General features: G+C 69.9%; 15 protein-coding genes. 4 read left to right on the top strand and 11 right to left on the bottom strand.

Annotated features, from left to right (window positions below):
- Window positions 1–15: 15 nt before the first annotated feature.
- From G6N49_RS05340 to G6N49_RS05300, 9 genes are all read right to left on the bottom strand, one after another.
- Window positions 16–654, bottom strand: coding sequence for a maleylpyruvate isomerase family mycothiol-dependent enzyme (locus G6N49_RS05340; RefSeq protein ID WP_011856134.1), 639 nt, complete (start codon window positions 652–654; stop codon window positions 16–18).
- Window positions 651–1,124, bottom strand: a complete 474-nt coding sequence (locus tag G6N49_RS05335; RefSeq protein ID WP_011856135.1) for an SRPBCC family protein — start codon at window positions 1,122–1,124, stop codon at window positions 651–653. The genes G6N49_RS05340 and G6N49_RS05335 overlap by 4 nt, the downstream gene beginning before the upstream one ends.
- Complete coding sequence (locus G6N49_RS05330) at window positions 1,121–1,444, bottom strand: ArsR/SmtB family transcription factor (RefSeq protein ID WP_011768316.1); 324 nt, start codon at window positions 1,442–1,444, stop codon at window positions 1,121–1,123. Before G6N49_RS05330 ends, G6N49_RS05335 begins: the two co-directional genes overlap by 4 nt.
- A gap of 105 nt (window positions 1,445–1,549) precedes the next feature.
- Window positions 1,550–2,386 (bottom strand): DegV family protein, encoded by an 837-nt coding sequence (locus G6N49_RS05325; protein ID WP_011856137.1) that lies wholly within the window; start codon window positions 2,384–2,386, stop codon window positions 1,550–1,552.
- 3 nt (window positions 2,387–2,389) lie between these two features.
- Window positions 2,390–3,130: a diglucosylglycerate octanoyltransferase gene (gene octT, locus G6N49_RS05320; RefSeq protein ID WP_011856138.1), complete on the bottom strand. Its 741-nt coding sequence runs from the start codon at window positions 3,128–3,130 to the stop codon at window positions 2,390–2,392.
- A complete protein-coding gene (gene gpgP, locus G6N49_RS05315; RefSeq protein WP_011560910.1) occupies window positions 3,117–3,797 on the bottom strand; it encodes a glucosyl-3-phosphoglycerate phosphatase in 681 nt (226 codons plus the stop codon). The genes octT and gpgP overlap by 14 nt, the downstream gene beginning before the upstream one ends.
- A complete protein-coding gene (gene rsfS / locus G6N49_RS05310; RefSeq protein ID WP_011856139.1) occupies window positions 3,794–4,195 on the bottom strand; it encodes a ribosome silencing factor in 402 nt (133 codons plus the stop codon). Before rsfS ends, gpgP begins: the two co-directional genes overlap by 4 nt.
- Window positions 4,192–4,851, bottom strand: coding sequence for a nicotinate-nucleotide adenylyltransferase (nadD, locus tag G6N49_RS05305; RefSeq protein ID WP_011560912.1), 660 nt, complete (start codon window positions 4,849–4,851; stop codon window positions 4,192–4,194). The genes rsfS and nadD overlap by 4 nt, the downstream gene beginning before the upstream one ends.
- A 46-nt stretch (window positions 4,852–4,897) precedes the next feature.
- Window positions 4,898–5,656, bottom strand: a complete 759-nt coding sequence (locus G6N49_RS05300) for a GntR family transcriptional regulator (RefSeq protein ID WP_011560913.1) — start codon at window positions 5,654–5,656, stop codon at window positions 4,898–4,900.
- A 151-nt stretch (window positions 5,657–5,807) separates the two neighbouring features.
- On the opposite strand from G6N49_RS05300, the gene G6N49_RS05295 reads away from it, so the two are divergent.
- The 4 genes from G6N49_RS05295 to G6N49_RS05280 are packed head-to-tail and all read left to right on the top strand — an operon-like array spanning window position 5,808 to window position 11,402.
- Window positions 5,808–7,307, top strand: a complete 1,500-nt coding sequence (locus G6N49_RS05295) for an amino acid permease (RefSeq protein WP_011856140.1) — start codon at window positions 5,808–5,810, stop codon at window positions 7,305–7,307.
- Complete coding sequence (locus G6N49_RS05290) at window positions 7,307–8,755, top strand: FGGY family carbohydrate kinase (RefSeq protein WP_011856141.1); 1,449 nt, start codon at window positions 7,307–7,309, stop codon at window positions 8,753–8,755. Before G6N49_RS05295 ends, G6N49_RS05290 begins: the two co-directional genes overlap by 1 nt.
- A complete protein-coding gene (locus G6N49_RS05285) occupies window positions 8,752–10,164 on the top strand; it encodes an NAD(P)/FAD-dependent oxidoreductase (protein WP_011856142.1) in 1,413 nt (470 codons plus the stop codon). Before G6N49_RS05290 ends, G6N49_RS05285 begins: the two co-directional genes overlap by 4 nt.
- Entirely contained in the window at window positions 10,161–11,402 is a 1,242-nt protein-coding gene (locus tag G6N49_RS05280; protein ID WP_083045197.1) for an NAD(P)/FAD-dependent oxidoreductase, read from the top strand. Before G6N49_RS05285 ends, G6N49_RS05280 begins: the two co-directional genes overlap by 4 nt.
- An 84-nt stretch (window positions 11,403–11,486) precedes the next feature.
- Here G6N49_RS05280 and G6N49_RS05275 read toward each other — a convergent pair whose 3' ends face one another.
- Window positions 11,487–12,929, bottom strand: a complete 1,443-nt coding sequence (locus G6N49_RS05275) for a vWA domain-containing protein (RefSeq protein ID WP_011560918.1) — start codon at window positions 12,927–12,929, stop codon at window positions 11,487–11,489.
- Complete coding sequence (locus tag G6N49_RS05270) at window positions 12,929–13,816, bottom strand: AAA family ATPase (RefSeq protein ID WP_011856144.1); 888 nt, start codon at window positions 13,814–13,816, stop codon at window positions 12,929–12,931. Before G6N49_RS05270 ends, G6N49_RS05275 begins: the two co-directional genes overlap by 1 nt.
- Window positions 13,817–13,831: the final 15 nt, after the last annotated feature.

Genomic DNA, 13,831 nt, shown 5'->3' with positions numbered 1-13,831 from the left:
AACCCGTCAACTACCCTAGTCTCGGCGAGGGCGAAGCCGTTGCGCGAGAAGAGCTTTGGCGGGGCCGTCCAGGTCCGCGAGTGCAGCCGGACGTCCGGTCATCGCCATCAGCAGGGCCTCCCCTGGTCCGACCACCTCCGGGCCGTCGCCGTGGGTCCAGTCGACATCGGTGGCGCGCAGTCGCAGCCCCCGGATCCGCCGGCCGGCACCCAACCGCGGATTGCCGGGCACCAGCGGCAGGATCCGCGACAGCCGGTCGGCCGGGATGGTGCGCGGCCGGTCCAGCGCGCGGCGGATGTCCTGGTGGTGGATCGTGCCGTCGACGAAGCCGATCATCCCGCCGAACTGCGCGGTGAGCCCCGACGGGTCGAGGTGCCGGTTGAGGTGATCGAGCAGTTCCGACGGGGACAGATGGGAGAATTCGTTCACCCCGACCTGATTCGCGTGGGTGATTCGGCCCTTCACCAAACGCCCGAGGAAGCCGGCGACGCCGAGATCCTCGTAGCTGATGACATGAGCGACAACGTCTTTGACGGTCCACCCGGCGCACAGACTCGGTGCGTACCACTCCTCGGGGGTCAGCGTGGCGAGGAATTCCGCGAGATCGGCGCGTTCGGCGCGCGTCAACTCGGTCAGCGGCGCTTGCGCGGTCACGTCAGCAGGCCCCGGTACCGCGTCAGGTACAGCGGCCAGCCGGCGTCGCCGCCGACACCCGTCGCCACGGATTCCCAGCCGTCACCGTGCCGGTCGAGGTGACGGTGCTCCAGGACGACGCGGGTCCGCTCGGCGGTCTCGCCGACGAACCGCACCTCCACTTCGCTGGTCCGTTCGAGGTCGGCCTCGACCTGCCAGGTGGGGCCGATGTCCCACGTGAACACCACCCGATCCGGCGGCTCGTAGGCCACGATGCGCGCCCACCGGCACTCGCTGCCGTCGACGCCGCGGTCGTAGATGTGTCCACCGACGCGCGGTTCGAACACCGTTGCGGCGATGGGCACTCGCAGCAGGTTGTGCTCACGCGGTTTGAAGTCACCGAACCGCTCGGTGAACACCCGGAACGCACGTTCGAGCGGTGCGTCGACCGTCACCTCGTGACGGACGGTGGTGGATTGCGCCTCCGTCATGGGCCCTCTCCTTCTCGCTGCTCGACGATCTCCTTGAAGTCGGCCAGTGCGCGCGCCCAGAACCGGTCGAGATCGGCGCGCATGGCCGCCAGCCCGTCCGGGTTCAGCTGGTACACGCGACGCGTACCGTCCGCGTGGTCATGGACCAGTCCGGCCCGCTTGAGCACCTTGAGGTGCTGGGACACCGCAGGCCTGCTCACCGGCAGGTCCCTGGCCAACTCGCCGACCGCACAGGGACCGCGCGCGAGCCGTTCGACGATCGAGCGTCTGGTGCGGTCCGCCATCGCCACCCACGCTTCGTCCTGTTGGTAAGTGACCACGAACCGTAAGTTACCACTTACCGAAGCGCGCGTCGAGACCACGGTTGGGTGACGCGGAACGCGCGAGAAGCCGTCAACAACCGTCGTGCCGACGGTCCGACGAGCTCAGGCCGAGAGGCTGACGCACACCCCGACCGCGCCCGCACCGAGGTGGATCGCCAGCACCGGCCCCATGTCGGTGACCGTGAGCGTCTCGATCTGCGGCAGTCGTTCGGTCAGCGCCGCGCCGATCGCGTCGGCGGCATCGTGGTTGTCGACGTGGTGCACGGCCACCGCCGCCCGGCGGTCCCCGACGAACTCCACCACCTGCTCGACGAGTGCGGCGTGCGCCTTGGACGCGGTGCGGATGCGCTGGGCGAGCTCGAGACGACCGTCGACGTCGATGCGCAGCAGGGGTTTCAGGGACAGGGCCGTGCCCAGCCAGGACGACGTCGCGCCGATCCGCCCGCTGCGCCGCAGGTTGTCGAGCCGGTGCACCACGATGAACGCCGACCCCCGCGGCACCGCCGACCGAGCGACCGATTCGACGGTGTCGAGGTCGCCACCGGCGGCCGCGCACCGCGCCGCCGCGGTCGCGACGAAGCCCACCCCCATCGCGGCCGATCGCGAGTTGACCACCCGCACGGCCGAACCGAATTCGCGGGCCGCGGTCACCGCCGAGCTGAACGTGCTCGACAGGGCCGCCGAGAGATGTACCGCGACCACACCGTCGCCGCCGCTGTCGGCCAGCGCCCGCCGGTAGGCCGCACCCAGTTCACCCGGCGTGGCCCCGGCGGTCGTCACGTGCGCGCGCTCGTGGATGTCGTGAGGTATGACATCCACGCCGTCGCGCAGATCGTGCTCGTCGACCAGCACGTGCAGCGGGACCTGTCGGATGTTCCAGCGCCGCAGATCCTCGACCGGCAACCGGGAGGACGCGTCGGTCACCACCACGACCCCCATTGATCAGTTACCCTGCGGCACACCGGCTTCGGCGAGCGCCTTGCGCATGAGCTCGGCCACCGCCTGGTGCGCCTCGAAGTTCCAGTGGATGCCGTCCGGGTTGCCGTGCCCACCGAGGACCTGTTCGGCGACGGCGGCCTTGAGGTCGACCAGGGGGACGTCGTGTTCCTCGGCCCATTCGGTGATCGCCCGTACCGTGCCTGCTCTGCCGTGATGCGCCTTGCCGTAGGTCTCGGCGATGTGCACCGACGGGAGCGAGGCGACGATCGGGATGCCGGGGCGGTTGAAGTCGATGGCGCCCCTGGTCATCTCGAGGTACTCCGCGCTGAGGTGCGGCGGCAGCGCGGCCCGCGCCACCGGTGACAGCCGCGGTTGGATCCAGCCGTACCCGTCGCGCACCCACCGGCGCAGCCACGGTGGCCGCACGTAGCGGATGAGTTCCCGCAGCGCGGTGGGCAGCGGTGACGGCAGCGAATCCATGCCGCCGGTGGCGAAGACGACCGCACCGGCGCGCGGCAACGCCGCCCACGCCCGCGGATCCTGCGTCGCCGCCCACCACACGTCACGGCATGTCCACCCGATGCGGCCGATCAGTTCGAGATCCCAGCCGAGTTGGCCGGCAACGAGATTGGGCCAGATCCGGGGATCGTCGGACGGCAGGCCGCCGGTCGGGCCGTAGTAGGCCAGCGAATCGGCGAAGACCAGTAGCGTGCGGCGGGCCGGGTCGGGCTCAGAGGACGTCATGGCCGACCTGCGCCGAGGCGTTCCACACATCCAGCCGCCAGCGGATGTCGTCGAGGCCGGCGTCGGGCTGCGAGTGTCCCGACAGCTGCACCCAACTGGCGTTTCCCATCCCGCCCAGCACCGGCCAGTTGTCCACCGGCAGGCCCAGCAGATCGGCCGTCAACGCGGCGATGAGGCCGCCGTGGGCGACCAGCACGACGGGGCGGTCGGGTTCGTGACCGTCCGAATCCGAACCCCACTCCGGTTGCCCCGCAACGAGTTCGCCCACCAGCGGCCGGCTACGGGCCGCCACGTCGACGCGGCTCTCCCCGCCGTGCGGCGCCCACCTTGCATCCTCGCGCCAGGCCAGCCGCGCACCCGGGGCGGCGGCGTCGACCTCGAGGTGAGTCATCCCCTGCCAGTCACCCAGATGCGTCTCCCGCAACCGGGTGTCGACCGACACCGGCAGCCCGCAGCGCTCACCGAGCGCGACCGCCGTGTCGAGGGCGCGCCGCAGATCCGAGGACACGATCAGCAGCGGCTGACGTTTGGCCAGCGCCTCGGCGGCGACGACCGCCTGTTCCCTGCCGAGTTCGGACAGCTCGGTGTCGAGTTGCCCCTGCATCCGGCGTCCCGCGTTGAACTCGGTCTGGCCGTGCCGCAGCAGCACCAACCGGCGCACCCTCACGAGACGTCATCCGTTTCTCTTCGCGCAAGCGGCTCATCGCCGTCCAGGTCCACCGGCACCGTCGGGCAGTCCCGCCACAGCCGGTCCAGCGCGTAGAAGTTGCGCTCGTCCTGGTGCTGGATGTGGACGACGATGTCGACGTAGTCGAGCAGGGTCCACCGTCCCTCGCGGGTGCCCTCCCGGCGCGCGGGCTTGTGCCCGGCCAGCCGCATCTTCTCCTCGACCTCGTCGACGATGGCGTTCACCTGTCGTTCGTTGCTCGCCGAGGCGATCACGAAGCAGTCGGTGATGACGAGCTGGCCGGAGACGTCGATGACGACGACGTCGTCGGCGAGTTTCGACGACGCCGCTCGGGCGGCGACGGTCGCCATCTGGATGGCTTCGTCGGAGGCGGTCATTCGGGTGTCCTCAACTCTGGAGTCGGTTCGGGAAGGTAGAGCCTGCGTTTGGTGACGTACTGCACCACTCCGTCGGGCACCAGGTACCAGATTGGCCGCGCCTCGACGGCGCGCTTACGGCAGTCGCTCGACGAGATCGCCAACGCCGGCACCTCCACCAACGACAGCGCGTCGGCGGGAAGTTCCCGAAGGGCGGCCGAGATGTGCTTACCGTCCAGCTCGTAGCCGGGTCTGCTGACCCCGACGAACCGCGCGATCGAGAACATCTCCTCCCAGTTCTGCCACGACAGGATCGAGCCCAGCGCGTCGGCGCCGGTGATGAAGTACAGGTCGGCGTCGGGGTTGAGCTCATGCAGGTCGCGCAGCGTGTCCTTGGTGTAGGTCGGTCCGCCGCGGTCGATGTCCACCCGGCTGACGGAGAACCGGGGGTTGGACGCGGTGGCGATCACCGTCATCAGGTAGCGGTCCTCGGGTGCGGTGACCCGGCGGTCGTGCTTCTGCCAGGGCTGTCCGGTCGGCACGAAGACGACCTCGTCGAGGTCGAACAGGTCGGCCACCTCGCTGGCGGCGACCAGGTGTCCGTGGTGGATGGGATCGAACGTCCCGCCCATCACCCCCAGCCTGCGCGTTCGAATCTCTTCGCGCGAGCGGCTCATCGGACGGGTTTGCACGAACAGCGAGCTTACGGCAGCCAGAGCCCGGTCAGACCGTTGTGCGGTCGACCGTGAGCACCTCGGAGACCTCGAACGCGGCGCGGTCGGCGCGGTAGACGTCGCGCGCGTACTCCACGCAGCGGCCGGCGTCGTCCTCGGTGCGCCGGGTCAGCAGCGTGCCCGCCGAACCGGCCCGCACCGCGAGCTGGGAGCTCGACGTGTCGTCGAGCACGATCGACTCCAGCACCGCCGTCGACCGGGCCAAGCGCATGCCGTAACGATCGCGCAGGACCGCCCACAGCGAACCCTCCTCGGGAGTGTCGAGGATGCCCGGGGTCAGGTCGGCGGGCAGGAAGGTGGTCTCGAGGGCCACGGGTGCGTCGTCGACGCTGCGCAGGCGGTGGAACACGTGCACGGCGGCCCCGTCGGGAAGCGCGAGGGCCAGCTGCACCGCGGGCGTCGGCTGTTGCCGTTCGGCCCACAGCAGGCGCGCGGCGGGCCGGCGTCCGAGCCGGGACACCTCCTCGGAGAAGCTGCCGATGTGGAACCGCACCCGCGGTTCGGCGACGAACGTGCCACGCGGCGGTCTGCGGTAGACCACACCCTCGCTCTCGAGCAGCGACAGCGCCTGCCGGGCGGTCATCCGACTGACGCCGTGCTGTTCGGCGAGTTCGCGTTCCGACGGCAGCAACGTGTGCGGCCCGAGCTGCTCGGTGGCGATCCGGTCGCGGACCAACGCCGCGATGGCGAGGTAACGCGGTGGGTCGCCACCGCCCTGCGGCGGGCTCTTCCTGGCGGCGGCCGGCATGTCTGCAGCGTAGCCGGGTGCTGGATTCACATGGCCAAGGAGAACCGAAGCCGCGCGTCGGGTAAACGCTTTGTTACCTGGCTTGACGATGATGTGGCTCACACCCATACTACGGTTCAACCACATGGTCTATACCAACTCTGGAGGAACGATGTCCGGTCCTGTTCCCGGCGACGGTGACGCCGCCGAACTCGCACAGTTCGGCTACTCCCAATCCCTCGAGCGGCGCACCGGGAAGTTCGCGTCGTTCGCCGTGGCGTTCGCGTTCGTCTCGATCGCCACCGGCATCTTCACCACCTACGGATCGGTGCTGAACTCCTCGGGTCCGATCGGTATCTGGACGTGGCCGATCGCGGTCGTCGGCCAGTTGGCGGTGGCCTTCGTGCTGGGCGCGCTGGCCTCCCGGATCCCCGTGACCGGCTACCACTACCAGTGGATGTCACGCCTGGCCAACCCCGTGCTGGGCTGGATCATCGGCTGGATCTCGTTCACGTTCCTGGCCATCGTGGTCTGCGCGGTCGACTACACGATCGCCTCGACGATCCTGCCGGTGCTGCTGAACTACGAGAGCACCGCCACCATCGCCTGGCTGATCACCGCCGGCGTGCTGCTGATCCAGTTCCTGCTCGTGGCGTTCTCGACGCCCTGGGCCGAACGCGTCAACAACAGCTTCGTCACCCTCGAACTGATCGGCATGGTGGCGCTCACGGTGCTGCTGCTCGTGGTCGCCGCGATCCGCGGGGACATGGACTTCGGCAACCTGTTCAGCAAGGGCGCAGTTCCAGCCGAGGGGTTCTGGAGCTTCGGCGACTGGACGTCGGCGGGCCCCTGGATGCTGGGCTTCCTGCTCGGCGCCTTCACCATCGTCGGCTTCGAATCGGCCGCCAACCTCGCCGAGGAGACCCACGACCCCGAACGGGTGGTGCCGCGCGCGATGTGCCAGGCCGTGCTCGCCTCCGGTGTGCTGGGCTTCCTGTTCCTGGTCGCGGTGACGCTGGCCGCGGGCGATCCCATCGCGCTCGCCGAATCCGGGACGCCGATCGCCGACGTCATCGAATCGACCCTCGGCTCGGTCGTGGCGACACTGCTGCTGCTGATGGTGGTGCTGGCGATCTTCGCGTGCGGTCTGGTCATCATGATCACCGGCGTGCGGCTCACCTGGGCGATGTCGCGGGACAAGCGCTTCCCCGGCTGGCAGCAGTGGGACCAGATCTCGCCGCGGTTCCACACCCCGTTCAAGGCCGCGGTGCTCTACTTCGTCGTCGCCAACCTCATCCTGGCGATCTTCTCCCGCTCGGAGACCGCGCTGTTCACGCTGTTCGGCGCCGCCACCCTGCTGCCCGCGGTGATGTACGCCTCGACCGTGGTGCTCTACCTGATCAAGCGCAAGTCGTTGCCCGCCAACGGGAAATTCGACCTCGGCGCGTGGGAGATCCCGGTCGTCGCGGTGGCAGTGGTCTGGCTGGCCTTCGAACTGGCGCTGTTCCGCGATTCGAGCTTCAAGGAGGCGTGGTCCTACGTCATCGTCATGGTGGTGATCGGTGCGCTGTACCTGGGTTACCTGCTGGCCACCCGCGGCCGCCACGGCTTGTCGATGCCCGATATGCACTCGATCGACGCCGAACTCGACCGTGAGGCCGCGAAGGACTGATGACACATCTGCTCGCCATCGATCAGGGCACGTCGGGGACGAAGGCGATCGTCGTCGACTACGGCTCCGACGGGTCCGGTCGGGTGGTCTCGGTCGCCGAGGTCGCGTTGCGGCCGCAGTACCTCGCCGGTGGCGCGGTCGAGCAGGACCCGGAGGCGATGTGGGATTCGGTGGTCGGTGCCGGCCGGGAAGCGTTGGCGCGGGCGGGTGTTCCCGTCGCGGCGGTCGCACTGGCCAACCAGGGTGAGACGGTCCTGGCGTGGGACCGTGACACCGGCCGCCCGCTGACACCCGCAATCGTCTGGCAGGACCGTCGGGCCGAGTCGGTGTGCGCTCCGCTGGCCGGCTCGGCCGACCGGATCGCGCAGCGGACCGGGCTGGTGCTCGACCCGTACTTCTCGGCGCCGAAGATGGCGTGGCTGCGGGCCGGACTCACCCGCTCCGGGGTCGTCACCACCACCGACACCTGGCTGGTGCACCGGCTGTGCGGCGCGTTCGTCACCGACACCTCCACCGCGAGCCGGTCACTGCTGACCGCACTGGAATCCCCCACCTGGGACGACGAACTGCTCGACCTGTTCGGACTGGCCGGGGAGTCGCTGCCCGCGATCGTCGACAGCGACCAGATCGTCGGCGAGACAGACGTTTTCGGGCCGACGATCCCCGTCGCCGGTCTGATCGTCGACCAGCAGGCCGCCCTGCTGGCCGAGAGCTGCCTGGAGCCGGGCGCCGCCAAATGCACGTACGGCACCGGCGCGTTCCTGCTGGCGCAACTCGGTGAGATCCCGGCCCGGTCGTCGTCGGGGCTGACGACGTCGGTGGCGTGGCGGCTGCGCGGTCAGACCTCGTACTGCGCCGACGGTCAGGTGTACACCGCCGCATCGGCCGTGCGGTGGGCCATCGACCTCGGCCTGGTACCCGCCGCGGACCACCTCGACACCGTCGCGACCGATTCGAGCGACGGGGTGCTGTGCGTCCCGGCGCTCGCGGGTCTGGCTGCGCCGTGGTGGGATTCGGGTGCGACGGCGTCGTTCACCGGTATGACGCTGTCGAGCACCCGCGGACACCTGGTGCGGGCGCTGCTGGAGGGTATCGCCGCCCAGGTCACCGCGCTGGCCGACCTCGTCGGCACCGACCTAGGCCGTCCGCTGACCCGGTTGCGGGTCGACGGCGGGCTGACCCGCTCGACGGTGCTCATGCAGGCCCAGGCCGATCTCGCGCAGATCCCGGTCGACGTGTACCCGTCCCTGCACGCGACCGCGCTGGGCGCCGCCGCATGCGCGCGCCTGGCATTGGAGCCCTCGCTCACACCGGCCGAGGCCGTCGGCACGTGGACTCCCGTGCACACCTACGAACCCCGCTGGTCCGCCGACCACGCCGCCGACTACCTCCAGCGGTGGCGCCGGGCCGCGGAATCGACACTGCAGAACCAAGGAGAGACCTCGTGAGTACGTCCGACGTCAGCGACGTCATCGTCGTGGGTGCGGGCATCGTGGGCAGCGCGATCGCGCGCGCCCTGGCCGGCACCGCGTTGTCGGTGACGCTGCTGGAAGCCCGCGGCGATGTCGGCGACGGCACCAGCAAGGCCAATACGGCCCTGCTGCACACCGGATTCGACGCGAAGCCGGGCACGTTGGAGTCGACGCTGGTGGCCCGCGGCTACGACCTGCTCGGCGCCTACGCCGAGCAGACCGGGATCCCCGTCGAGCGCACCGGCGCACTGCTGGTCGCGTGGACCGACGAGGAACGCGACGCACTGCCGGGTCTGCAGGACAAGGCGCTGCGCAACGGCTACACCGAATGCGAGATCGTCGACGCCGCAGAGGTGTACCGCCGGGTGCCCGACCTGGGGCCCGGCGCGCTGGCCGGCCTCACCGTCCCGGGCGAGTCACTCATCTGCACCTGGACGACCAACCTCGCGCTGGCCACCGACGCCGTCCAGCGGGGTGCCCGGTTGCTGCGCAATGCCCGCGTGCTGCACGCCGAACCGGCCGACGGGCACACCACGCTGCGCACCACGGCCGGCGACGTCCGCGGCCGCTGGATCGTCAACGCCGCCGGTCTCGGCGCGGACGCTCTCGACGCCGAGTTCGGCCACCACCGCTTCACCGTCACACCGCGCCGCGGTGAACTCCTGGTCTTCGACAAGCTCACCCGGCCGATGGTGCCGCTCATCGTGCTCGCGGTCCCCTCGTCACGCGGTAAGGGCGTCCTCGTCAGCCCGACCATCTACGGCAACGTGATGGTCGGCCCGACATCGGAGAACCTGACCGACCGCACGGCCACCGATACCAGCGAGGAGGGTTTCGACTTCCTGCTCAGCAAGGGAAAAGTGTTGATGCCCAAACTCTTCGACGAAGAGGTCACCGCGAGCTACGCGGGCCTGCGGGCCGCGATCGACTCCGACGACTACCTGATCGACGTCGACGCCGCGCAGCGCTACGTGCTGGTCGGCGGCATCCGCTCCACCGGGCTGACGTCGGGGATGGCGATCGCCGAGCACGTCATGGGGCTGCTCGGCGGGACCGACCTCGATCTCGAACCGCGCGCCGACCTGCCGGACCCACCGCGGATGCCCAATATCGGCGAGGTCGGGGTGCGGCCGTACGAGGACGCCGGCCGCATCGCCGCCGACCCCGCGTACGGACGGATCGTGTGCTTCTGCGAACGCGTCACCGCCGGTGAGATCCGCGACGCGTTCGCGTCGACGATCCCACCCGCCGATCTGGACGGGCTCCGCAGGCGCACCCGGGTGATGAACGGCCGTTGCCAGGGGTTCTACTGCGGTGCGCACACGCAGGCGCTTTTGGAGGCCCGCGGCGCCGAGGATGCCGACGATGTGGCGGCGGTGCGATGACGGCGCCGACGCAGAAGGTGGCCGTCGCGATCATCGGCGGCGGACCCGCGGGCCTCACCGCCGCGGCGGCGCTCGCACCCGACGTCGACGTGCTGGTGCTCGAACGCGAGGCCATGACCGGCGGAATCCCCAGGCACAGCGATCATCCCGGCTACGGAATGCGCGACCTCCGGCGATTCATGTCCGGACCCGCCTATGCGCGGCGGCTGACCGCGCAGGCACTCGACGCCGGGGCCATGCTCGAGACCGAGGCGATGGTGACCGGTTGGGGCGGTGAGCGACTGCTGCAGGTCACCACCCCTCGCGGTGTGCGGACGGTGTCGGCCGATGCGGTCGTGCTGGCCACCGGTGCGCGGGAGCGTCCGCGACCGGCCCGGCTCATCCCCGGTGACCGGCCCGACGGGGTGTACACCACCGGACAGCTGCAGAACCTCGTGCACCTGCACCACGCGCGGGTCGGTACGCGCGCGCTGATCGTCGGCGCCGAACTGGTCAGCTGGTCGGCGGTGCTGACACTGCGCGAGGCGGGTTGCGCCACCGTCGCGATGGTCAGCCGGTACCCGAGATCCGAAGCCTATGCCGGGTTCCGGGTCCCGGGCCGGGCGTTGATGAGCGGACCGGTGCTCACCCGCAGCCGGCTGGTGAGCATCCACGGCAAGGACCGGGTGCGCAAGGCGGTGGTCGAGAACCTCGACACCGGTGAGCGCACCACCGTCGACTGCGACACCGTCGTGTTCACCGGCGACTGGATCCCCGACCACGAGCTGGCCCGCACCGGCGGTCTGGCAATGGACGCCGGAACCCGCGGCCCCGTCGTCGACGCCGCGTTGCGCACCAGCGCGCCCGGCGTGTTCGCGGTGGGCAACCTGCTGCACCCGGTGGACACCGCCGACGGGGCGGCGCTCGACGGACGCCACGTGGCCGCGGCGGTGCGGGGCTGGCTGCAGCGCCGCGAAGAACCGTCGCCGGGCGTGCGAATCCGCACCGATGAGCCGTTCAGATGGGTCGCACCGCAACTCATCTCGCCTAACGGCGGGGCCGCCGCCAGGGGTGATCTGCTGTTCTGGGTCGCCGAGTATCGCCGGCTGCCCAAGTTGCGGGCGGTGCAGGACGGCCGGGTGTTGGCGACGGCCCGCACACCCTGGCCCGCGGCGCCGGGGCGGGTCTATCGCGCGCCGTGGTCGCTGGTGGCGAACGCCGATCCGAACGGCGGCGACGTCACGGTGGCGTTCGCCTGACCCTCACTGCGCGAGCATACACAGAGTCGCGTGATCCCCTACGCGAGAGGGCGATTCTGTGTCTGCTCGCGGGGGGAAGGTGAGTTACACCGGCAGCAGCTGGTCGATCACCGCGGCCAGCTGTTTGGCCGAGCGGCACTCGTGCATCGTGATGATGTCCTCGTAACGCGGCGTGGCCGAATCACCGCTGCCCCAAAGGTGTTTCGGTTCGGGGTTGAGCCAGTGCGCGTGGCGGCTGGCGTTGACCATCCGCGCCAGCAGTTCCGTTTCCGGGTTGCGGTAGTTGTTGCGCCCGTCCCCGAGGACGAGCAGCGAACTGCGCGGCGACAGCGCCGTCGGGTACTTGTGCAGGAACGAGACGAAGGCGTTGCCGTAGTCGGAGTGCCCGTCGCGGGTGTACACACCGGCCTCGCGGGTGATGCGCTGCACGGCCACCGCCAGATCCGCGTCGGGGCCGAACAATTCGGTGACCTCGTCGGTGGTGTCGATGAACGCGAAGACGCGTACCCGTGAGAACTGTTGGCGCAGCGCGTGGACGAGCATCAGCGTGAAGGAGCTGAACCCGGCGACCGACCCCGACACGTCGCACAGCACAACGAGTTCCGGCCGCGCCGGGTGCGGTTTCTTGAGCACGACGTCGATCGGCACTCCCCCGGTCGACATGGATTTGCGCAGCGTCTTGCGCATGTCGATCTCACCGGCCCGGGCGCGACGCCGGCGCGCCGCCAGCCGCGTGGCCAACGTGCGCGCCAACGGGGCGACCACCCGGCGCATCTGGCGCAGCTGTTCACCGGAGGCGCGCAGGAACTCGACGTTCTCGGCGAGTTGGGGCACCCCGTACATCTGCACGTGTTCACGGCCCAGCTGCTCCGCCGTACGCCGCTTGGTCTCACCCTCGACCATCTTGCGTAGCTGCGATATGCGTTGCGCCGCAATGGACTTGGCGATCTGCTCCTGGGTGGGAGTGGGTTCGTCACCGTAGGGCGCCAGCAGCCCGGCGAGCAGGCGGCCCTCCAGATCGTCGAGGCTCATCGCCTTGAGCGCCTGATACGACGAGTACGACGGCCCCCGGCTGGAGTTGTAGCGGCCGTAGGACTCCACGATCTGGGCGATCATCGCCGTCAACCGCTCGTCCATCTCGGCCAGGTCGGGGTTGTCGGTCAGCAGCTTCAGCAGCGCCTCGCGCATCGCCTCGACGTCCTCGGGCGGCAGGCCCTGCTCGTCGCTGTCCGCGTCGTCGTCGGCCAGGACGGTCTTACCGCCCAGCGCCGCCGGGAAGAACAAATCGAACATCGCGTCGTAGGTGTCGCGGTGGTCCGGACGCCGCAGCACCGCACACGCGAGGCCTTCCCGCAGAACCTCCCGGTCGCCGAGGCCGAGGACCGCCATCACCCGCCCGGCGTCGACGGTCTCCGACGGGCCCACCGAGATGCCCTGTTTGCGCAGCGCCTCGACGAACTCGACCAGGTGGCCGGGTATCCCGTGCGGGGCGAGCGGCTGTGGCGGTCGGACGCGGCGCGGCGGCATCAGTTGAGCCTTAACTCTCCGGCGGCGCGCTGCTGATCGGACTGGTGTTTGAGCACCACACCGAGGGTGGCGGCGATCATCGCGTCGTCGATGGTGTCCATGCCCAGCGCCAGCACGGTGCGGCCCCAGTCGATGGTCTCGGCCACCGAGGGCAGCTTCTTGAGCTGCATTCCCCGCAGCACGCCGATGATGCGGACCAGTTCGGAGGCCAGGTGCTCGGGAAGCTCGGGCACCCGCGACAGCAGGATCCGTCGCTCGAGATCGGGATCGGGGAAGTCGATGTGCAGGAACAGGCAGCGGCGCTTGAGCGCCTCGGAGAGTTCCCGGGTGGCGTTGGAGGTGAGCACCACGAACGGGGTCCGTTCAGCCTTGATCGTGCCGAGTTCGGGGACGGTGACCGCGAAGTCGGAGAGCACCTCCAGCAGCAGACCCTCGATCTCGATGTCGGCCTTGTCGGTCTCGTCGACCAGCAGCACCGTCGGGTCGGTGCGCCGGATCGCGGTCAGCAGCGGCCGCGACAGCAGGAACTCCTCGCTGAACACGTCGAGTTTCGTGCGGTCCCAGTCCCCCGCTTCGCCGGCGTTACCGGCCTGGATCCGCAGGATCTGCTTGGCGTGGTTCCACTCGTAGAGGGCACGGGCCTCGTCGACACCCTCGTAGCACTGCAGCCGGACCAGTTCCGAACCGGTGGCCTGCGCGACCGCGCGGGCGAGTTCGGTCTTTCCGACACCGGCGGGCCCTTCGACCAGTAGCGGTTTGCCCAGCCGGTCGGCGAGGAACACCGCGGTGGCCGTCGCGGTGTCGGGCAGGTATCCGGTCTCGCCGAGCCGGCGCGCGACGTCGTCGATGTCGGCGAACAGCGGCGCGGGACGTGCGGGGACGCTCAAATCACATCTCCTGTA

The organism is Mycolicibacterium monacense, from assembly GCF_010731575.1.
Taxonomy (GTDB): Bacteria; Actinomycetota; Actinomycetes; order Mycobacteriales; family Mycobacteriaceae; genus Mycobacterium; species Mycobacterium monacense.
This window is presented reverse-complemented; position numbering and strand designations above follow the sequence as displayed.

Excerpts from the sequence above, each read along its gene's own strand:
- G6N49_RS05300 (WP_011560913.1), bottom strand. The coding sequence starts at position 5,656 with ATGCCGGCCGCCGCCAGGAAGAGCCCGCCGCAGGGCGGTGGCGACCCA.
- G6N49_RS05325 (WP_011856137.1), bottom strand. The coding sequence starts at position 2,386 with ATGGGGGTCGTGGTGGTGACCGACGCGTCCTCCCGGTTGCCGGTCGAG.
- nadD (WP_011560912.1), bottom strand. The coding sequence starts at position 4,851 with ATGAGCCGCTCGCGCGAAGAGATTCGAACGCGCAGGCTGGGGGTGATG.
- octT (WP_011856138.1), bottom strand. The coding sequence starts at position 3,130 with ATGACGTCCTCTGAGCCCGACCCGGCCCGCCGCACGCTACTGGTCTTC.
- rsfS (WP_011856139.1), bottom strand. The coding sequence starts at position 4,195 with ATGACCGCCTCCGACGAAGCCATCCAGATGGCGACCGTCGCCGCCCGA.
- G6N49_RS05280 (WP_083045197.1), top strand. The coding sequence starts at position 10,161 with ATGACGGCGCCGACGCAGAAGGTGGCCGTCGCGATCATCGGCGGCGGA.
- G6N49_RS05290 (WP_011856141.1), top strand. The coding sequence starts at position 7,307 with ATGACACATCTGCTCGCCATCGATCAGGGCACGTCGGGGACGAAGGCG.
- G6N49_RS05335 (WP_011856135.1), bottom strand. The coding sequence starts at position 1,124 with ATGACGGAGGCGCAATCCACCACCGTCCGTCACGAGGTGACGGTCGAC.
- G6N49_RS05295 (WP_011856140.1), top strand. The coding sequence starts at position 5,808 with ATGTCCGGTCCTGTTCCCGGCGACGGTGACGCCGCCGAACTCGCACAG.
- G6N49_RS05275 (WP_011560918.1), bottom strand. The coding sequence starts at position 12,929 with ATGCCGCCGCGCCGCGTCCGACCGCCACAGCCGCTCGCCCCGCACGGG.